Origin of the sequence: Chryseobacterium barbadense, from assembly GCF_042849955.1 — a bacterium.
In the GTDB taxonomy this organism is placed as follows: Bacteria; Bacteroidota; Bacteroidia; order Flavobacteriales; family Weeksellaceae; genus Chryseobacterium.
In genome coordinates this window covers 25111-45868 of record NZ_BAAFHL010000019.1, presented here as the reverse complement: position 1 = coordinate 45868, position 20758 = coordinate 25111, and the positions used below count along the sequence as shown (strand labels likewise).

Here is a 20758-nt window from a genome sequence, read left to right as displayed (position 1 = left end):
GTGAGTAAGCCTCAGGAAAAGATTGAAGAGAAAATTGAAAAACCTGAAAATATTGAGAATCCGCCGCAGGAAATTGTTATCAAAAAGGCTTCAAAACCCTTATCACGACAAACAGTTTCTTCAGGCTTCAGTATTCACTCCTTTCTGAATAAAGAAGAAAAAGAAGAGAAAGAAGAATCTCATACGGTCAAAACAGAAAACCTTCCGCAAAATCACTTCACGGAAACCGATCTGCAGATGGAATGGAATTTGTTGCTGAAACAGCTCCAGTCTAAAGATCCGTTTGTATTTAATGCGATCAAAGCATTTAAGCTGGTTAAAACAGATGAAAATGCGATCCGGGTCTTGTATCCTTCAGATTCCGCAAAAGTGGAGTTTGATAAAATAAGTGGAGACTTTTTCAACCATTTCAAAAGAAAAGTCCATAATTATGCTATTGAAGTGGATTACAAGAAAGACCATGAAAATCTTAAGATCGAAGTCGTTACCAAAAAGAAAGTCTTTGAAAAATTGGTGGATAAAAACCCATTATTGAAAGATTTAGACGATTTATTAAAGTTTGATTTGACATAAAATACTTATATTTGTCAAGTTATTTTGTAAAAAGAACTTTTACAAAGCTTAAAAAAATATTTAAAAGAGTTAAAAACCACACAGGCTCAGACATTTATAAAAGTGGAAAAATTATTTACCCCATATCTGTCTTTTTGCAAAGCTGCTTATTGTATGAGTGGCTATTTTAGCTTTTTTACTACTTATTTTAGAAATTTCAGAAACTATTACCGATTTTATTGGTATTGCTAACTGAATTTCTTTCTCAAAAAATACAGGTATCCTAAGAGTTCTCTTAATTTCCTGAACCCATTAAAATTTTAAACGGCATTTTTTTGAAAGGAATTATAAAGTAAATTTTATAATGAATAAACTATTGGTGTAATTTTAAAAAGAAATAAAAATATTTAAACAAAATAAAAGATGAATTTAAAAGATTTGAAGAATGAGTGGATCAACGAGTTTTCGCAGCCACTGATGATTGCAGGACCTTGTAGTGCGGAAAGTGAGGCCCAGATGCTTGAAACGGCCAGAAGAATAAAAGAAACCGGGGCCCAGGTACCGATTTTCCGTGCCGGAATCTGGAAGCCGCGTACAAAACCCAATGGCTTTGAAGGAGTAGGAGTAATAGGTTTGAACTGGCTTAAAAAAGTGAAAGAAGAATATGGTTTCAAAACCGCAACTGTAGTTGCCAATGCACACCACGTGTTTGCTGCATTGGAAGCGGATGTGGATATTCTTTGGATCGGAGCCCGTTCTACAGTGAATCCGTTCACCGTTCAGGAAATTGCGATGGCTTTAAGAGGAACCAATAAGCCTGTTTTGGTAAAAAACCCGGTAAATCCGGATCTTGCTTTATGGATCGGAGCATTGGAAAGGCTTTTAGGGCAGGATATTAAAAATTTAGGCGTTATTCACAGAGGTTTCTCAACGTACCAGAAGACAAAATACAGAAATAATCCGAACTGGCAAATCGCATTAGATTTCAAAAGCCAGTTTCCTAATATTCCAATGCTGATCGATCCTTCTCACATTTGCGGAAACAGAACCGGATTGGCAGATATTACCCAGGAAGCGATGAACGTCGGTTACCAGGGAGCCATCATTGAATCTCACTCCAATCCCGATGAAGCTTGGAGCGATGCATCACAGCAAATTACCCCTGAGGTTCTGGCTGAACTGATTGGTAATTTAAAAGTGAGAAATTCCGGATTGGCTGGGTTTGATGGTGAGATGGGAAGGCACAGAACTCTGATTTCAGATATCGACTTCCAACTGATTGAGCTTCTTTCTCAAAGAATGAAAATCTCTGAAAAGATTGGTAAGCTTAAAAAAGAGAATGACATTGCGATTTTCCAGCCGGAACGTTGGAAAGTGATTACAGAATATGCCGTTCAGAAAGCTAAAGAAACAGGAATGTCACAGGAATTTATTGAAAAAGTGTTCAAAGCGATCCACGAAGAATCGATTGAAGTACAAAATAATATCATGATAGACAGATAAAAGTACGAGATATTACGGAAATTAGGGCTTAGGTTTCAGGCGTTAGGATAATGAATAAAACATCATTTCTCGAGTCTGAAACCTAAGCCCTAATTCCTTATATTTGCATCCAGTAATCATATGAAAGGAAAAATCATTAAATCTACAGGAAGCTGGTATCAGGTTTTGGACTTGGAAACAAATACAATTTTCGAGGCCAGAATCCGGGGCAAGTTTAAACTGATTAAAACAAGACTTACCAATCCGCTTGCAGTAGGAGATTTTGTGGAATTTCAACTCGAACAGGATGATATTGCCTGGATCACTAAAATCGAACCGCGTAAAAATTACCTGATCAGAAAATCCGTTAACCTTTCAAAAGAAGCACATATTATTGCTTCCAATTTTGATTTGGCGTGTTTCATCTTTACGCTGAAACATCCAGAAACTTCTCTGGGTTTCCTGGACAGGTTTCTGGCATGCTGTGAAGCGTATAATATACAGCCATTGATCTTATTCAATAAAATGGATGTATTGGACACCGAGGAAATAGAAGCCGTAAAAGATATTGAATTCCTTTATCAGGAAATAGGATATGATACCATGCTGATCTCTTCCTATTCCAAACTTAATCTCGATGACCTTACGGAAGTTTTGAAAGATAAAACTTCTGTGTTCTTCGGTCATTCAGGATGTGGAAAGTCTACATTGGTGAATGCGCTTCAGCCGGGATTGAATTTAAAGACTTCTGAAATTTCAGATACGCACTTAAAAGGAAAACATACCACTACTTTCGCTCAGATGCATTTCTGGGATTTTGGCGGAAATGTTATAGATACACCCGGAGTCCGCGAATTTGCTATGATTGATATTGAAAAGGAAGAAGTACAGCATTACTTTCCCGAGATCTTCAAAAAAAGAGAAGAATGCAAATTCCATAATTGTCTTCACATTAATGAACCTAAATGTGCCGTTATTGATGCGCTTGAAACAGGAGAGGTTCAGATTTCCAGATATTCCACCTATATCAAGCTCATGGAAGAAGCAGAAGAAAATTCTCAAAAATAATTTAAATTCATATTAATAATTGGTAATATAAGTCTGTTTTTATTTTAAACAGAATGATGCTTTTATTTAGATAATTCAAAAATTTCTGGTTACGGTTTAATTTTCGGGGATGCCGATCAATAAAAAACCCAGCCGAAGCTGGGTAAAAACTAATAACCATGAAAACTCAAATTAAACATGAGAATCGCAATAGAATAAACAATTACTGTGCCAAAAACGAGTTCACACTTTCTTAATAAAAGTTATTTTTATGTTAAAAAAACTTTAAAATCAAACTAAAGGATATTTTTTGTAATTTTGCGCCATCAAAAAATTTAAAAATTTATGTCTAACATTACATTTACTATGATTAAGCCGGACGCTGTTGCCGACGGACATATTGGAGCTATATTAGGGAAGATTGCAGAAGCTGGTTTTAAGATCAAAGCATTAAAGCTTACTCAGCTTACTGTTGCCGATGCTAAAAAATTCTATGAAGTGCATGCAGAAAGACCATTCTATGGAGAATTAGTGGAATTCATGAGCTCCGGGCCAATCGTAGCTGCAGTTTTAGAAAAAGAAAATGCCGTTGAAAGTTTCAGAACGTTGATCGGTTCTACCAATCCTGCTGAAGCTGCTGAAGGAACTATCAGAAAAATGTTCGCAAGAAGTATCGGAGAAAATGCAGTTCACGGTTCAGATTCTGACGAGAACGCTTTAATTGAAGCCCAGTTCCATTTTTCAGGAAGAGAGATTTTCTAATCGTAAACAATTATTTCAATATAAAAATCCAGAGGAAAGCCTCTGGATTTGTTTTTATAAGATAGGGTGCCACAATAAGCGACATAGCTATAATGCTTTGCCAAAGCCGTTATAAATTATTTTCAATAGCGCCTATATTTTCACGGTATAGTTCTATAGGCTTATCTAATAGAATCGCAATAACAGTCATATTCTTGTCCAGTCTCTCTTTGGGAACATCTATATAAACAATTCCCGGAGTCTGGCTCCAATATAATTTATTATATGTTTTATGGCTGATGATGGAACCTTCACCGGCGATGCGTATCCTCGCAATTCCATTTTTAATTCCCTTTAATGCAACAGGTCCGGTCGGCGTTCCTTCTACAAAAAGATAAAGCGTCTGTTTGTCTTTTGAAAGGGCGCTCATTCCGGAATAATGCCCTTCAGGCAACCCTTTTCCGGTCTCAAAAAGAGCTTCGGCATGTTTGCTGATCCAGTCTAAAGTTTCAGGATTGGTTTTTGGGGTCTGAATTTTCATATTCATGCCATCATTTGTTAAACCGGAACCGCTGAATACATTATTTCCTGTATGCAGCTCATATGCAATATTATACACTGCCAGCTTTGAATTCTTATCCCCGAGTATTTGGGTCAGGGAATATTTTTCGTCAGAAATCTCTTTTAACAATTCAAATGGAGTTTGAAACTCTAATTGAATCACCGTAACATCCTGATCAAAATTGACTTTTGAAAGGTCAAGTGTTAATGTACTGTTATTCAGTTCAAAATTGACTTTAGATGAAAGATCGCCAATGACTTTTGCTGAAACAGGCTTTGTGGCCAGACCATAAACCTTATCAAAATCCTTAGCTTCTTCCAGATAAAGAAATATGGACTTACGACTTTGTGAAATTGCAGATTTGCCCTTGTAATTTCCAAAAGGCAATCCTCTTCGGGTGCCATATACAGCATCTGAATGTTTTGATGTCCATCTTCCCAGGTTTTTCAAAATGTTGACTTGTTCCTCAGGAAGCGTACCATCTTCTTTTGGCCCGATATCCAATAACAGATTTCCGCCCATGCTGATCACATCTGCTAATGTTCTCACCAGCATATTCGGAGTTTTGTAATTCTTATCAAACGGCTGGTATCCCCAGGAATCATTCATAGTGTAACATAGTTCCCAAGATTTGCTTTGGGGAGGAACAACGGGAATTCCCTGTTCAGGCGTTTCATAATCTCCATGATGATTCAGCCTGGAATTGACAATAATATTCGAATTGAACTTTTTTAGATTTTCCAGAGTTCTGGGAGCCTGCCATTCTTCCGAAGAATGTTCCCAGTCGCCATCAAACCATAATAAGTCAGGTTGATACTGGCTTGAAAGCTCTTTAAGCTGGGTTTGGTAATAAGTGACGAAATTTTGCCAGCGCTGAGGATCATTTTTAATTTCATATCGTTTTCGGGTTCTGGTGTTGATATCATAATAAGGATGGCTCCAATCCGGAAGAGAAAAGTAAAGACCGGTTTTTAAACCTGATTTTTTAAGTTCCCGGATAAAGGGAGTTAAAACATCTTGATGAGCGGCAGAGTAGGCTGGGATCGTAGTGGCTTTTTCTGCTTTAGAATTCCACAGGGAAACTCCATCATGATGTTTGGTAGTGATGACCGCATATCTGGCTCCTGAATTTTTAATTAATCTTATCCATTCTGCAGGCTGATATTGTGAAGCCGTAAAACCGTTGAGCTGCTTCATATAATTATCATGACTGATGTAATTATTGAAAAAAGCCCAGGATTCCGAAATGCCTTCCACGGAATAAATTCCCCAGTGAATAAAAATCCCCAGTTTAGCATTATTGAACCATTCCATTTTTTCCAGGTCTTTTGCCTGGGCCTGAGCCCGAACGGATTGGGTTGCCAGGGTAAGGCTTAACAAACATATGCTGGTTAACTTGTTTCTCATGCTCTCCTTTTTACCGCTAAAATAAGGAAAGTGGCAATATATATCTAAATAACTGAGTTCAGGATGAGAAAAATTCGTCAGTTCGAATGTTTTTTGCCACCTTTCTCAAGCATAACTTCTTTCATATTAAATAACAAGTTAAAAGAATCAATTTATTAGTAATTTTATCAACAATCAATCACCTGAAATATAACTATGAAAATGACTACAACACTTCTTATCATCATCGCAACGCTTACAGCACTTATTGGAGGGCTTTTTTACGCCTATTCATGTTCTGTTGTTTTAGGACTTGGCAAATTATCGGATATGGAATATCTGAAATCCATGCAGTCTATCAACCGGGAAATCCTGAATCCCGTGTTTTTTATGAGCTTTATGGGAACTGCGGTTTTGCTTCCCGTTACAACTTTTGTGTTCAGAACGCAAAATCCGGCATTTATATTCCTTCTATTGGCTACGCTTATTTACCTGATCGGGGTTTTTGGGGTTACCATAGTTGGAAATGTACCGCTTAACAATCAATTAGATCAGTTCGATATTATGAGTTCTACAGCTGAGTCGGTAAAGAAAATGCGCGATGTATTTGAGAACAGATGGAATTTCCTTAATCATATAAGAAGTATTTGTTCTGTGATCGCTATTATTTTTGTGGTTTGTGCCTGCATATGGCATAAATCCCAAAATATTTCCGGGCTGTAAAATTCAGTAAAAATACCTAATCAGATTCCGTGTTTTTACGGATGCTTTGTATTGATTTTATACTGATCTTTACACCAGCATTAGAACAAAAGGAAATTTAAGCATTAAGTCTCCAAAACTAATAACCATCAACGCTCAAATTTTCAGAAAGAGGAAAGGCAGCCATTAAAAGCTGCCTTTATTTATTTACTTGAAAGCAAAATTCTTAGATTTTTAAAAGTTCTATGGTTCTTTCCGGGCTTTCGGAAGAAAACACTGCATTCCCAGCCACTAAAACATCTGCTCCGGCTTCAAACAGCTTGGAGGCATTATCGAGGTTTACTCCGCCATCAACTTCTATAAGTGCTGTAGAATTGTTACTTAAAATAAGATCCTTGGTTTCAGCGATTTTTTTATAGGTATTCTCAATGAACTTCTGTCCGCCAAATCCAGGGTTTACGCTCATTAATAATACCAAATCTACATCTGCAATAATATCTTCCAGCATTAAAACCGGAGTGGAAGGATTTAAAACAACTCCCGCTTTCGCTCCTTTGCTCTGGATATGATGAATGGTTCTGTGAAGGTGGGTACAAGCTTCGTAATGAACGGAAACAAGATCAGCACCGTGATCAATAAATTCATCAACGTATTTTTCTGGCTCTACGATCATCAAATGTACATCCACAAATTTCTTGGCATGCTGCTGAACGGTTTTCATTACCGGAAAACCAAAAGAAATGTTAGGAACAAATCTTCCGTCCATTACATCAATGTGGAACCAGTCTGCCTGTGAATTGTTCAGCATTTCAATATCTCTTTGCAGATTCCCAAAGTCTGCAGATAAAAGGGAAGGAGCAATAAGCTTCGTTTTCATTTTACTTTTTATACTTTATATTTATTCAGAGGTAAGAGAAAAGAACAAAGAAGAAAGACGTTATCTGTTTGGAATTATCTTTTTTCTCTGCTCTTTATTCTTTTTTTCTTAATGATATTTCAGTTTCATTTCCGGTTGTATTTTCAAAACGGTTTCATAGATCAGTTTGATCACATTTCCTACATCTTCTTTAGCCACCATTTCCACCGTTGTATGCATATAGCGCAAAGGTAAGGAAATTAATGCACTTGGAACTCCGCCATTGGAAAGGGCAAAAGCATCCGTGTCAGTTCCTGTTGTTCTGCTGGATGCCGCTCTTTGGTAAGGGATCTTCTTTGCTTTTGCCGTATCGATGATCAATTCCCTGATGACATGATGAACGGTTGGTGCAAAGAAAATTACCGGACCTGCACCGCATTTCTGGTCACCCTCTTTTTTCTTTTCGATCATTGGAGTAGTGGTGTCGTGAGTGACGTCTGTAACGATCGCAATATTAGGCTTGATGACATCTGCAATCATATCGGCTCCATATAAGCCTACTTCTTCCTGTACCGAATTGGTAATGTATAAACCGAATGGAATCGTTTTTTTATTTTCTTTCAAAAGTCTCGCTACTTCGGCAATCATAAATCCTCCGATTCTGTTGTCTAACGCTCTGCAAACAAAATAACGGTCGTTCAGTTCGAAGAATTCATCAGGATAGGTGATCATACAGCCTACATAAATTCCCAGGTCTTCCACTTCTTTTTTGGTAGTGGCCCCACAATCAATGAAAATGTTTTCAATTTTTGGAGTAGGCTCATTCTGATTGGTTCTTGTGTGGATCGCCGGCCAGCCGAATACACCTTTTACAATTCCTTTTTCCCCATGAATATGAACTACTTTGGATGGGGCAATGGTCTGATCGGAGCCTCCGTTTCGAATGACATAGATTAACCCGTCGTCGGTAATATAATTCACATACCATGAAATTTCATCCGCATGGGCTTCGATCACCACTTTGAATTCGGCTTCCGGATTGATGATTCCATAGCAGGTTCCGTAATGGTCTATTTCTATCTTATCTACGTAAGGACGGATATAGTCCATCCAGACTTCCTGGCCTCTGCGTTCGTAACCTGTTGGTGATGATGTGTTTAAATATTTCTCTAAAAATTTCAAAGATTTCTTTTCAAATTTCATAAAAAGGAATGATTTTTGCGTTCAATTTTTGTTCTAATACGCGTAAAAATAATGAATTTTAGTAAGATTATTTGTCTTTTTCTTTTCTTTTTCGGCGTGTGTGTTTTCGGGCAAAAAGACTCTATTATTAATGTGAAGTCATTGAGCCAGTACCCACCTGAAGAACTGAGAGTAGATGAATTCGGGAATAAGTATTATTATGATGAAAGGCAAAAAGCCAAAATCTATGAAATAAACGGTGAGGTAGTGATTGTGCTGGATGAGCTTGTGCTGGTAAACAAGCCCAAGTTTAATAACCAGTTGGACAGAAACTATTATTACTTCCTTAACAAAAAGCTTTATCGGGTATATCCGCTATTTCTTACTGCTTTGCAGCAGTACCGAGATATTCAGAAGGAAATGAACGATATGGATAGTAAGGTAAGAAGAAAATATATCAAAGACCGGCAAAACATTCTTGCAGATCAATATGAAAAGCAGCTTAAGGATCTTACTACTACGGAAGGACAGGTTTTTGCCAAGCTGATGAACAGAGCTACAGGGAAGAATGTGTACGAGATTATTAAAGAATTAAGAGGAGGGTGGAGTGCTTTCTGGTGGAATGTTAAAGGGAAAATGGCGGATATTGATATCAAAGATCAGTATAATCCGCACAAAAATAGAACCGACGAGTTCTTGGAATCTCTGCTCCAGTCTAACTGGAATTCCGGGTATCTGCAGCCTTATCCTGGTGCAAGCGATTTTAAAGTAGCCAAATAATAAATTATTATAAAAGAAAAATTCCTGTAATCATTGACTACAGGAATTTTTCTTTTAATTTTTCGAATACGATCTTATCTATTGGTAATGGGAACGGATTATCCGGGCGGTTGATCTCGATCCATTCTGTTTTTTCAATGCAGGGGTCCAGAATAAGGAAATCCTGCTCGTTCACAATATTTACTATATAATATATGGTAAGCAGTTGCTCATTTTCCCTGAAACGCGAAACCAGAAAATCTTCTTGAGTATACAAATGTTCTACAATGTCTATTTTTACATTCAGCTCTTCATCAAACTCACGGTGCAGGCAATCGATTAGTCCTTCTCCGTATTCCAGTCCGCCTCCGGGAAATTTCATTAGCGGTTCACCTGCATATTCTTCAAATAAGGTAAGGACTTTCTGGTCCTTTACAGCACAAGCATAAACCCTAATGTTGATCTTGTCTATCATATAGTATATTTTGTATAGCTAAAATAAGGAAAAATTGCTTTAAAGTTATGAGTCATGAGTTATAAATTATAACTTCCTTTAAAGCTTTATGGCATTAATCATCTCTCTTTTTCCCGGAGGTCCTTGTTTCTTTTCCACTCTGAAATTAAGCTCCTCAAGAATTCTTCTTACGCTTCCTTTAGAAGAGTAGGTGGTTAATAATCCGTTCACACTCATTTTATCGGAAACCATTTCAAAAAGTGGTTTTTCCCAGAGATCAGGCTGAACTCTTGCTCCGAAACAGTCATAATATATCAGATTGATTTTAGGTAAATCAATGTCTTTCAGGTCAAAAAAGTCGCATTGGATCTTTTTCAGGTGAAAACCTTTAATAATTTCAACAGACTTTTCCCAATCTGACTGATGAATTTTTTGATAAATATTTTTAAATTCAGGGTTACCAAAAAGTTCGAAATAGGCTAAATCTTCGATTTCGGATTCATTTATGGGATATTTTTCCAGAGAAAAATAGTTGATTACATGATTTTTGTCAGTTTTTAAATATTCATTAATTGTCACCAAAACATTCAAACCTGTTCCAAAACCGAGTTCTAAAATATTAATTTCGCAATCATTTATTAAATTCAGTCCATTTTTGATAAACACGTGTTCGGCTTCCTGTAAAGCTCCGTGATGAGAATGATAGTTTTCATTTAATTCATTGATAAGCAATGTTTTACTACCATCATTAGTGGTCTTAATTTCTCTTTTCAAGCTATTTTTTTGTCAAATTTACTCCAAAATTTTTATATTTAGAAAATTATGTTAAATTTGTAGAACATCGTAAAAAATTTTAGAAATGATAATTCAAAAAACCGAGAAATCCAGAATTTCTACATTCGATCCCAATAATTTTTCATTCGGAAATACTTTTATCGACCATATGATCATATGTGAGTACGAGAATGGAAAGTGGGGTGATGTACAATTAGTGCCTTATGGCCCTTTAGCATTTACGCCTGCGATGATGGGAGTAAACTACGGGCAAGCTTGTTTTGAAGGAATGAAAGCTTATAAAGATAGGGACGGACAGGTTTTTCTTTTCAGACCTGAAAAGAATTTTGAACGTATCAACAAATCAGCGAAGCGTCTGGCTATGCCGGAAGTAACGGAAGAGATGTTTTTAGACGGTTTAAAAGCATTGGTGGATATAGACAGAGACTGGATTCCTCACGGAGAAGGGATGTCATTATATATCAGACCATTGATCTTCGCTACGGAAGAAGCTTTAAAAGCAAGAGTAGCGGATAAATATATGTTTGCCATTGTAGCAACACCTGCCAAGAGTTATTACAGCGCACCGGTATCCGTAAAGATCTCAGATCACTATTCAAGAGCGGCTAACGGAGGAGTAGGGTCTGCCAAAGCAGCAGGAAACTATGCGGCTTCTTTCTATCCGACTCAATTGGCGATCGAAGAAGGGTATGACCAGATTATCTGGACAGATGATGCTACTCACGAATATTTTGAGGAGAGTGGAACCATGAATGTATTCGTAAGAATCAACGATACCATTTATACGCCGCCTACATCTGAGAAAATCCTTGATGGAGTTACCAGAGACAGCTTTATTCAATTGGCTAAAAGAAGAGGGTTTGAAGTAAAAGTAGAGCCTATTAAAGTAACGGATGTGGTAGAAGCTCAGAAAAACGGAACTTTGAAAGAAGTTTGGGGAGTAGGAACCGCTGTGGTAACTACTGTTTTCGAAGCATTAGGATATAAAGGCCAAAAACTGGAACTGCCTAGACTTTCCGATGAAGAAAGCTATGCAACGATCCTTAAAAATGATTTGGTAAACTTACAGAACAATCTTTCTGAAGATCCTTTCGGATGGAGAGTATTAGTGGAAAAGAATGTTCTTGAAACTGTTTAATTGTTAGACCAATATTTATATTTGAAGCCGGGAATTTTCCTGGCTTTTTTATTTCTGTTCAACGCAAAAACTTTGCATTTAATTTAAAAATAATTATTCTCAAAAAGCTTTTTCAAAAGAATGTTAGGTGTTTTATTTCAATATCTTCATCAAGTTTTGTAATTGATTCCCGAAATGTGTATTTTCGCAAAAGTTTATGAAAAAATTAGTCTTCATATCGGTATTGGGATTATTGAGCTGCAACAGAAACGCGCAGACTCCACATCCTCCTGTAGGTGGTGTTTTGAGCCAGAATGACCTTGATGTTTCTAAAGAAAGGATGAAGAATCTTAACGGATTGGAGAGAAAGCACATCCAGGAATGGATCAACACTCAGCCTGTAAAATATTATCCGACACAGCTTAATTATTGGGTGAACACTGAGAACTTTGACAGAAGGGAAAGAAGGCAGGACAATACGTTCATCTCTTATTCTTACGAGCTGTATGATTTTGACCAAACCAAGATCTACGACCAGCCGATCGAAAGAAGGGATGCGAGATTCGGGCACTTTGATGAATTGAAAGCGGTAGAAAATGCGTTGCGTTTTATCCAGGATGGGGAGGAAGTGACCCTTTTAGTGCCGTCTTCTTTAGCTTACGGAACGTATGGAGACGAAAAGAAAATAGATAACGATATACCATTGATCATAAAATTAAAAGCGCTATAAATGAGATTGTTTAACAAGAATATAATTCTGGCAGCGGCAAGTATCTCGCTGATGAGTTGTACCCCAATTTATAAAAAAATGAACGTAGACAAAGAAACTTACGAAGGTCTTAATGACGGACTTTATGCGAATCTTCAGACAACGAAAGGGAATATGATCGTGAAGTTTGAGGACAAGAAATCACCGGTAACTGTAGCGAACTTCATCGGTCTTGCAGAAGGAAAGATCGATAACAAAGCTAAGGCGAAAGGAGTTCCTTTCTATGACGGAACCATTTTCCACAGAGTGATCAAAAATTTTATGATCCAGGGAGGTGATCCTCAGGGAACAGGAATGGGAGATCCCGGGTATAAGTTCGAAGATGAGAAAAACGATCTTAAACATACCGGAAAAGGAGTTTTATCTATGGCGAACTCAGGGCCTAACTCTAACGGTTCTCAGTTCTTCATTACGGAAGTTCCTACCCCTTGGTTAGACGGAAGACACACGATCTTCGGTAAAGTGGTAAAAGGAGAGGAAGTAATCGATGCGATTGCAAACGTAGAAAAAGGAGCTCAGGATAAGCCTAAAACTGATGTTGTTTTACAGAAAGTATCTGTATTCAGCAAAGGTGATGAGTACAAAAACTACGATGCTGCTAAAACTTTCAATGAAGGAAAAGCTAAAATTGCAGAAAACAATAAAGCATACGAAGCAAAGGAAGAAGCGGAAAGAAAGAAAAAAGAAGAGGAGTTCAAAGCGAACCAGTTGAAAATGGTTGAGGATTTGAAAGCAGGAATGCAGAAAACAGAATCCGGATTGTATTATAAAATCACGAAAACTACTTCCGGAAAAGCTCCGAAAGCAGGTGACAATGTATCGGTACACTATGCAGGAAAATTAGTGGACGGAACAGAGTTCGATTCTTCTTTCAAGAGAAATGAGCCGATCGATATTCCTATCGGAATGGGAAGAGTGATCAAAGGATGGGATGAAGGAATCCTGTTATTAAAAGAAGGAGAAACGGCAACCTTATTGATCCCGCCTGCAATGGCTTATGGAGAAAGAGGAGCAGGTGGTGTTATTCCGCCAAACGCTTGGTTAGTTTTTGATGTAGAACTTGTGAAAGTGAAGTAATTGAAAATTGAAAATATTGGAAGCCACCCGGAAGGGTGGCTTTTTTTGTTGGAAATTCCGTAGGAATACGGTTTCCCGTAATGTAATTTAAAAACATATTTATATTTTCAATATCTAATAATGAAAACGCATGAGTCAAATTTATCTTGAAAACTGGCTGAAAAAGACAGAAATTGATTACTATCAAATGTTTATCTTTTCTTGGATACCTTTTAATGCTTGGTATATGAAAACTTATTATGATTATGAAAATAAAATTGATACAGATAAAGAAATTATAAAGAAAATCAAGGCTGAAGAAAATCCTTTTAGGAACAAAATATTAAATTTATTAACTGGATCTACTCAAGAGGCAATTGATTTTCGTTATTATATATATAAATTACATGATTTGTTAGAAATTAATACTATTCCTAGTCAAGAAAAAAGAGTATCGTTTTCTAGTCTTAAAACCTATGATAATGGAAAAAGGCAAGAGATATTATCTCATAATAATAAAACGTATAAATTTGAATTTCTTATTTCTCAACCTAGAACAACAAAGAGATTTCGTTGTGAAATTATAAAAATCAATGGTACTTCTGATGGCTTAATTGAATTACATACATGTACTAAGGAAGAAATAGAACAACATCCTGACTTTCAAAAACAGATATTTAAAATCCAGCAAAAAATATTAACGGGTTTTAATGAAATAAATCCAAACAAATCTACATCTATAATAGGAGTGAAGAAATCTGGATTAAAAATATATGAAAATTTATATTTTATTAATAATACAACCTTAATTAGTCAATTTCTAATAGAATTATTATATCAGCTTAGATGTAAGATTTTTCATGGAGAAATTGATCCTAAACCAGCATATTACGATATTTATAAATATGCATATTTGATTTTAAATCCACTAATTTCAACTTTAAATTAATATGGCACATATAGCAAATAAAATTGATGCAAAAGATGTTAAATTGCAAAATGTATTTTATGGTAATAGATATAAAATAGATGTATTTCAAAGAGAGTATAGATGGCAAAGAGAGCAAATTGAAGCTTTAATAAGTGATTTATGCTCTAGTTTTATGAATAACTATAGTCCCAATGATTCAATTGAATCTGCAATAAATTATGATTGTTATTATATGGGGCCAATAGTTTTATGTGAAGTTGAAAACACTTTATCAATTGTTGACGGACAACAACGATTAACATCGTTTACATTATTATTAATTTTTCTAAATCATATTCAAAATATTTTGGATATTAAGGAAGATCAAAGACAAGATTTAGAAAATTATATTTTTGTTAAGAAAGCAGGTAAAAGAACATTAGTTTTAAATGTAGAAGCAAGAAATGAGGCTGTAAATCAACTTTATTTAAGTGGACATAATATTTTTTCCGAAGAAATTAGTACAGATTTTAAATATTCTTATGATGAAATAGAAGAATCTATAGAGAATATTAAAAATAGATATGATGATATTGTTAAATTTTTCCCACCTGAGCTTAAAGAAAAAGGAATACTTCCTATTTTTATTGAATGGCTCTTAAATAGAGTTGTACTGGTAGAAATTAAAGCTTATAGTTTAGAAAATGCATATACAATTTTTGAAACTATGAATGACAGAGGACTAAGCTTGAATCCCACTGAAATTTTAAAAGCTTATTTATTATCGAATATAAAAGATGAGTCAAAAGCAGTAGAAGCAAATGAAACATGGAAAGAGTTAGTGAATGAATTAAAGGTCCAAATTGGGCAACAAGATGCAGATTTAGACTTTTTCAAAAGTTGGTTACGAGGAAAATATGCTGTGACAAGGAGAGGGACTTTTAAGGGTTCTGAAAATGAGGATTTTGAAAAAATAGGAGTTCAATTTCATGCTTGGGTAAAGAATAATCACAAATCTTTAAGCCTTAAAAAAGATTCAGACTATTATTATTTTATTTTAACAGATTTGGATTTTTATGTTAAAGAATATTTGAAATTGTATTCATTTAAAAATGAAGCAGACAGTGACAAAGATTATTTTTATATTACTAATTCATTTGCAATAGCTGATTCATTGGTTTATCCCTTGTTTTTAGCACCAATAAAAAAAGTGGATAGTATAGAATGTATTTATGAAAAATATTTTTTGGTAAATCATTTTGTAGATATGTATACTAATATCAGAATGCTTTATAATAAACCAATTACTCAAAGTTCAATTAGAAATTACTTTTATGATCTTATAAGAGAAACAAGGAATAGAGATATTGATGATTTAAAAAATATTTTTCAAAAAGAAATTGACAAACTCAAAGAACTTAAAGGAAGTTTACAGAATTTTCATGTTGATAATTGGGGGTATTATCATTACTTATTTGCAAGAATTATTTATTCTTTAGATAATGTTAGGAATGAATATAAATTTAATGAAATTTTACGAAGTAGAAAACAAAGCTCGTATGTTTTAATTCAAATATTTAGGCATGATGAATTGGAAAAATATGATGATTATGGGGTTACTAATATCGAAAATACTATTGGTAATTATTGTTTGATTAGAAGATATGACTTAGAAGAATTTTCAAATAAACAAACTAGATATAAATTATCCTTTTTAAATAAAAGAAATTACTTCCCTGAAATTGATGATAAAGATTTTATTAGAGATATAGAGTTGTTCGATTTTATTGATTATAGAAATCGTATTCTCAATTCTATTATTTCAAATATATGGGTTTAATTAAATAAACCCTATTTTAGCATAAAATAATCCAATGAAGAAGATTCTACACTTATTTTTTGCTTTTTGCGTAGTTTATACATCGGCACAGGGGAAAAGGTTTTTTGAAGACGGTGAAGCACAGCTCAAAAACCCGGTTGAAAAAATCAATTTAACATTTGCAAATAATCTGCCTTTTGTAAAGGTGAGCATTAACGGGAAACCGTATAATTTCCTATTCGATTCGGGAGCTCCTACCGTGATTTCCAATGCTATTTATACAGAATTGGGCCTGGAAAAAAAGCATAGAAGTAAAGTAAAAGATTCTCAGAAAAACAAACAGGAACAGATCTTTACCCAGCTTCCGGAAATGACCATTGACAATGTAGTCTTCAAGAATATCGGAGCTATTGTGATCGATTTAAATAATTCAGAACTGAGATGCTTTAAAATCGATGGGATTATCGGAGCCAATCAGATGGCTAAGCTGTTCTGGAGAATCAACTACTCTGAAAATTCACTGGAAGCCACTAAAGACTTATCCCGTTTTGATCTCAATAGCTATGAAACCATTATTCCATTTGATTTTAAGGACCAGAAAACTCCTATTGTGGAAATGAAAATCGCAGGGCAGAAGGCAGATCTTATTTTTGATACCGGATTTACGGGAAGGATCAGGATCACGGAAAAGAACTATATGCCATCTTCTACCACTCAAAGCATTGAAACTTATGGTGTGAATGCAGTGGGGGCTTACGGAACAGGAAAACCTGAAACCAACCATATTTTCAAAACCAATGAAGTTCTCTTAGGAAATGCCAAGTTTGCCAATGAAGTAGTGATGACCGGGAGTTCCGATATCATCGGAAATGAATTTTTTCAGAATTTCTCTTTCATTATGGACTGGAAGAATAAGAAAATTTATATGAAGCGTATTAAAGATATGGATGCTAAGATTGAGTCCTTCGGATTCGGATACCGTTTCATTGAAGGGAAAGCCGAAATTTCCTATGTTTTCAAGGAAGACAATTTCCCGGTTCAGATAGGGGACTCCATCATCAGCATCAATAATGTGAAGCTGGACAATTTAGATAAAGAGTCTTCATGTCATTATTTCATCAACAGGGTGGAGAAAGAGGCCAAAACCATTGATATGAAAGTGAAAAGAGACGGAAATATTTTGGATATCAAGCTTGATAAAAAAGAATACCTGAAATAATGCGGAAAAAAAGAATTTGAGCTTTTACTTTATTATATTCCGTGAGTCAGCCAGCGCGGTATTGCCAGATAAGATAAAAAGACCATCCCACTGGGATGGTCTTTAATAATATTAAAATATGTTATGAGTGTTCCTTTTGTCAAAGACTTCTACATCATGCGGCAAGCTGATATTCCAATAAAACAATAACAACCTGCCGTGTTCTGATGTAGCCTTGAAATCTAAAAAATAGAATTTTCCGTCATTTGTGTTGTAGTTACTATGGAACCACTTTTATGCCAAGTTCAGTCACTTTTTTTGAGTCCGACAAATTATTGAAATGTAATATTTTCTATAAATAAAGCTTGTTTTAAAATATTTGCAAGAATTGCTCCTAACTGATTTTGAATATTTTCAAAATTCTAAATGGAAAATGAAAAAAATAAACACCTGAACATCTGTTGTTTTTTTTTTAATATCGACATTGTTCTATAAATCAATAGATTAAATTCTACACATAAAAGACTCGGGACCGCCTTGAAAAGGCGGTCCCGAGTCTTTTACCAGTTTTTATCGATCATATAAATCAACTGAGTCATTACAACAGCACCCAGAAGCAATTCCCGTCGATTGACTTTTTCAAAAGTGTCTTCCTCGGTGTGATGGATATCAAAATATCTTTGCGGGTCAGGAACCAGTTCTGCGGTAGGAACGCCCATATCACGCAGCGGATAAATATCTGCTCCGGAATATCTTCCGTCGAAATTATAAACTCCATAAGGAAGGAACAGGTTAACCCAACTTTTAATCTGGTTGATTTTCTGGTCCTCCATTTCAAGTGAAATTCCTCGTGGTGAAAAACCTCCGGCATCGGATTCTATGGCAAAAAGATGTTTTTCACCCTTTTCTTTTACTGTTTTTCCGTACTGTAATCCGCCCTTAAGTCCGTTTTCTTCATTGGCAAAGCAAACCACTCTGATGGTGTGATTATTTTTAAGGCCTAGTTTCTTGAATGTTCTCAACACCTCAATACTCTGAACAATTCCGGCTCCGTCATCATGTGCACCTTCACCCACATCCCAGGAATCTAAATGTCCGCCAACGACAATGACGCTTTTATCTTTTTTGCCGGTAATTTCACCGATTACGGAGTGGGAGAGCTTTTCCCCTTTCATCCCACAATTGGAATTCAGCTTAGCCGTCACTTTCTGATTGTTCAAAAGCTTTTCAAGTTCATCCGCAGTTGTATTTCCAATTGCTACGGCAGGAACTTTTGCCACATCATCATCGTATTTCATAGCACCTGTATGAGGAACATCATCAAATGCAGAAGATAAGGAACGGATGATGGCAAATTTGCCCCCTTTCTTTGCCGTTAAGGAAGCCGCAGTTCTTCTATACACGCCGGCATCACGATAGCCCAGAAAGGTCTGTACATACCCTTGATTGAATGGATGGTTGAAGAAAACGATCTTTCCTTTCACTTTTTCGGCAGGAAGCTGATCATATTCCTCCAAAGATTTCACCATGATGATCTCTCCGGAAACATCTTTTCCCCCTGTTCCTTCGGAATTTCCAAGAGAGAGCATTTTTAAGCTTTTCCATTTTCCGTTGGAGGTCTGGATATGAAGAGATTCTTTTCCTCTTTCCCAGACCGGGATCATCACTTCCTGAAGCCACACCTTGTCAGCACCGGCTTCACGAAGCTTCTGTGCTGCCCATTGAACTGATTTATCATAGGCTGCAGAACCGCTCAGGCGATGGCCTATATTTTTAGTTAAATCTTTAAGTTCCGCATATCCTTTTCCGTTATTGAGAATTTCTAACGAAATTTTGCTGAACTGTATCGAGTCTTCTTTAGCCTGGCCGGATACAGCCATACTGAGAAGCAATAATGAAGTACTTAATAACTTTTTCATATTAATTTTACCAATTACTATCAATCATGAAAATCATTTGTGTCATGGCTACAGCGCCCAATAAAAGCTCTCTTTTGTTGACCTTGTCAAAAGTATCTTCCACAGAGTGGTGATAATCGAAATACCGTTGAGTGTCCACAACAAGTTCAGCTAAAGGAATATCCAGCTTTTTTAAAGGGGAGATATCCTGGATCGCTTCTGTCTGTTCAAAATCATAAACCCCGTAGGGAAGGAAATACTGTTTCCAGGCGAAAACCAGTTTTCTTCTCTGTGGAGCCATATCTAATGAAAATCCGCGTGGAGAATAGCCTCCTGCATCGGTCCCCAAAGCGAAAATATGTTTTTCTTCTCTCTTTTTAACGTAGGCAGCATACATATCACGTCCTTGTCCGCCATTTTCACTGTTGGCGTATAAAACCACCCGGATCGTGTGGTTGTTTTCGTAGCCGAGAGCTTTCAGCGTTCTCAATACTTCAATACACTGAACAACCCCTGTTCCGTCATCAATGGCCCCTTCTCCGAAATCCCATGAATCCAGCTGAGCTCCCAAAACAATCACTTTGGAATCTTTTTTACCCTGGATTTCAGCAATAATGTTGGGATTGGTTATTTCACCCTTTGATTCGGCTGTCATGTTGATCTTGGCGGTAACTTTTTGTTTTTTCAATGCTTTTTCAAGCTCATCTGCGGATCTTACGCCAATTGATAAAGCCGGAATTCTCGCTTTATCATCCGGTTCATAATAGATCATTTTCGCATGAGGCGTATCATTGGTAGCGGTTGTTAATGATCTTATGATTAATGCTTTTGCACCTGTTTTGGCAATGACGGAAGCGGAAATTAATTTTGATTTTGCAGCCTGTAAATATGAATCACTGGTATTGATGATTTTCGGATCCATCGGAAGATTAACGAAAACAATTTTGTCCTTTAATTGCCCTATAGACATTTGGTTCAATTCGGTAGTGGAATTGATCAAAACAACTTCACCAATTAGGTCTTTTCCGCCCGTCCCTTCCGAGTTCCCGAAAGAAAGCATTCTGATGCTTTTCCATTCTCCATTACCAGCTTTTATTTGCAAAGATTCCCTTCCTCTTACCCAAACCGGAGCTTTGGCTTCCTGTCTCCAGATCATTTCAATCCCGATTTCCTTGAACTTTTTTTCTGCCCATTCTACAGCTTTCATATAATCGGGGGTCGCACTAAAACGGGATCCAATACTTTTCGTTAATTCTCCGAGCTGGTCATAGGCCTTCCCGTTGGTCATGATCTCATCGGATATTCTTTTGAATTCTTCGTGATAATTGAATTTAGCGACAGGGGCGGTTATTTTTTTTTGCGGTTTTTTTTGAGAAAATAAAAATCCACCCAAAAAGAGTGGAAGTATCAGAATGAATATTTTTTTCATTTTTTATTTACCTTTTCTTTTCCGTGTATAAAAGTAAAGAAAAA

Annotated in this window: 19 protein-coding genes; 12 read left to right on the top strand and 7 right to left on the bottom strand. The window is 36.1% G+C overall.

Going from position 1 to position 20758, the window contains the following annotated elements:
* From ACGHIN_RS09440 to ACGHIN_RS09425, 4 genes are all read left to right on the top strand, one after another.
* The gene (locus ACGHIN_RS09440) at positions 1-573 is read left to right on the top strand and encodes a hypothetical protein (RefSeq protein ID WP_390452833.1); all 573 of its coding nucleotides are present in this window, start codon (positions 1-3) and stop codon (positions 571-573) included.
* Between the two features lie 402 nt (positions 574-975).
* On the top strand, positions 976-2055 hold the full coding sequence (locus tag ACGHIN_RS09435; RefSeq protein ID WP_390452831.1) for a chorismate mutase: 1080 nt from the start codon (positions 976-978) through the stop codon (positions 2053-2055).
* A gap of 120 nt (positions 2056-2175) precedes the next feature.
* Complete coding sequence (rsgA, locus tag ACGHIN_RS09430; RefSeq protein WP_390452829.1) at positions 2176-3102, top strand: ribosome small subunit-dependent GTPase A; 927 nt, start codon at positions 2176-2178, stop codon at positions 3100-3102.
* A 324-nt stretch (positions 3103-3426) separates the two neighbouring features.
* Positions 3427-3843, top strand: a complete 417-nt coding sequence (locus tag ACGHIN_RS09425) for a nucleoside-diphosphate kinase (protein ID WP_299181209.1) — start codon at positions 3427-3429, stop codon at positions 3841-3843.
* Between the two features lie 109 nt (positions 3844-3952).
* Here the strand turns inward: ACGHIN_RS09425 and ACGHIN_RS09420 are convergent, their stop codons facing one another.
* Positions 3953-5791, bottom strand: coding sequence for an alpha-L-fucosidase (locus ACGHIN_RS09420; protein WP_390452827.1), 1839 nt, complete (start codon positions 5789-5791; stop codon positions 3953-3955).
* Positions 5792-5986: 195 nt separating this feature from the next.
* Here ACGHIN_RS09420 and chrI point away from each other — a divergent pair, with 195 nt between their 5' ends.
* On the top strand, positions 5987-6493 hold the full coding sequence (chrI, locus tag ACGHIN_RS09415) for a chryseobasin maturation helper ChrI (protein ID WP_390452825.1): 507 nt from the start codon (positions 5987-5989) through the stop codon (positions 6491-6493).
* A gap of 205 nt (positions 6494-6698) precedes the next feature.
* Here chrI and rpe read toward each other — a convergent pair whose 3' ends face one another.
* Both rpe and chrP read right to left on the bottom strand, forming a co-directional pair.
* On the bottom strand, positions 6699-7349 hold the full coding sequence (gene rpe / locus ACGHIN_RS09410; RefSeq protein WP_123261264.1) for a ribulose-phosphate 3-epimerase: 651 nt from the start codon (positions 7347-7349) through the stop codon (positions 6699-6701).
* 108 nt (positions 7350-7457) lie between these two features.
* Positions 7458-8531 carry a chryseobasin maturation metalloprotease ChrP gene (chrP, locus tag ACGHIN_RS09405; RefSeq protein WP_390452823.1) on the bottom strand — a complete coding sequence of 358 codons (1074 nt, stop codon included), beginning with the start codon at positions 8529-8531 and terminating at the stop codon, positions 7458-7460.
* Positions 8532-8582: 51 nt separating this feature from the next.
* Between chrP and ACGHIN_RS09400 the strand changes: the two genes are divergently transcribed.
* Entirely contained in the window at positions 8583-9290 is a 708-nt protein-coding gene (locus ACGHIN_RS09400; RefSeq protein ID WP_390452821.1) for a DUF4294 domain-containing protein, read from the top strand.
* A gap of 37 nt (positions 9291-9327) precedes the next feature.
* Here the strand turns inward: ACGHIN_RS09400 and ACGHIN_RS09395 are convergent, their stop codons facing one another.
* A complete protein-coding gene (locus ACGHIN_RS09395) occupies positions 9328-9744 on the bottom strand; it encodes an NUDIX domain-containing protein (protein ID WP_390452819.1) in 417 nt (138 codons plus the stop codon).
* A gap of 78 nt (positions 9745-9822) precedes the next feature.
* The gene (gene mnmC2, locus ACGHIN_RS09390; RefSeq protein ID WP_390452818.1) at positions 9823-10497 is read right to left on the bottom strand and encodes a tRNA (5-methylaminomethyl-2-thiouridine)(34)-methyltransferase MnmC2; all 675 of its coding nucleotides are present in this window, start codon (positions 10495-10497) and stop codon (positions 9823-9825) included.
* A gap of 85 nt (positions 10498-10582) precedes the next feature.
* Here mnmC2 and ACGHIN_RS09385 point away from each other — a divergent pair, with 85 nt between their 5' ends.
* The 6 genes from ACGHIN_RS09385 to ACGHIN_RS09360 all read left to right on the top strand — a co-directional run bounded on the left by ACGHIN_RS09385 (position 10583) and on the right by ACGHIN_RS09360 (position 17408).
* Positions 10583-11656 carry a branched-chain amino acid aminotransferase gene (locus tag ACGHIN_RS09385; protein ID WP_390452816.1) on the top strand — a complete coding sequence of 358 codons (1074 nt, stop codon included), beginning with the start codon at positions 10583-10585 and terminating at the stop codon, positions 11654-11656.
* Between the two features lie 196 nt (positions 11657-11852).
* Entirely contained in the window at positions 11853-12365 is a 513-nt protein-coding gene (locus tag ACGHIN_RS09380; RefSeq protein WP_390452814.1) for an FKBP-type peptidyl-prolyl cis-trans isomerase, read from the top strand.
* Positions 12366-12443: 78 nt separating this feature from the next.
* Positions 12444-13481, top strand: a complete 1038-nt coding sequence (locus ACGHIN_RS09375; protein WP_390452812.1) for a peptidylprolyl isomerase — start codon at positions 12444-12446, stop codon at positions 13479-13481.
* Between the two features lie 130 nt (positions 13482-13611).
* Positions 13612-14409 (top strand): hypothetical protein, encoded by a 798-nt coding sequence (locus tag ACGHIN_RS09370; protein ID WP_390452810.1) that lies wholly within the window; start codon positions 13612-13614, stop codon positions 14407-14409.
* Position 14410: 1 nt separating this feature from the next.
* Positions 14411-16210: a DUF262 domain-containing protein gene (locus ACGHIN_RS09365; RefSeq protein WP_390452809.1), complete on the top strand. Its 1800-nt coding sequence runs from the start codon at positions 14411-14413 to the stop codon at positions 16208-16210.
* Positions 16211-16244: 34 nt separating this feature from the next.
* Entirely contained in the window at positions 16245-17408 is a 1164-nt protein-coding gene (locus ACGHIN_RS09360; RefSeq protein ID WP_390452808.1) for an aspartyl protease family protein, read from the top strand.
* Between the two features lie 539 nt (positions 17409-17947).
* Here ACGHIN_RS09360 and ACGHIN_RS09355 read toward each other — a convergent pair.
* Positions 17948-19306, bottom strand: coding sequence for a M20/M25/M40 family metallo-hydrolase (locus ACGHIN_RS09355; protein ID WP_390452806.1), 1359 nt, complete (start codon positions 19304-19306; stop codon positions 17948-17950).
* A 7-nt stretch (positions 19307-19313) separates the two neighbouring features.
* Positions 19314-20714, bottom strand: coding sequence for a M28 family peptidase (locus tag ACGHIN_RS09350; RefSeq protein ID WP_390452804.1), 1401 nt, complete (start codon positions 20712-20714; stop codon positions 19314-19316).
* Positions 20715-20758: the final 44 nt, after the last annotated feature.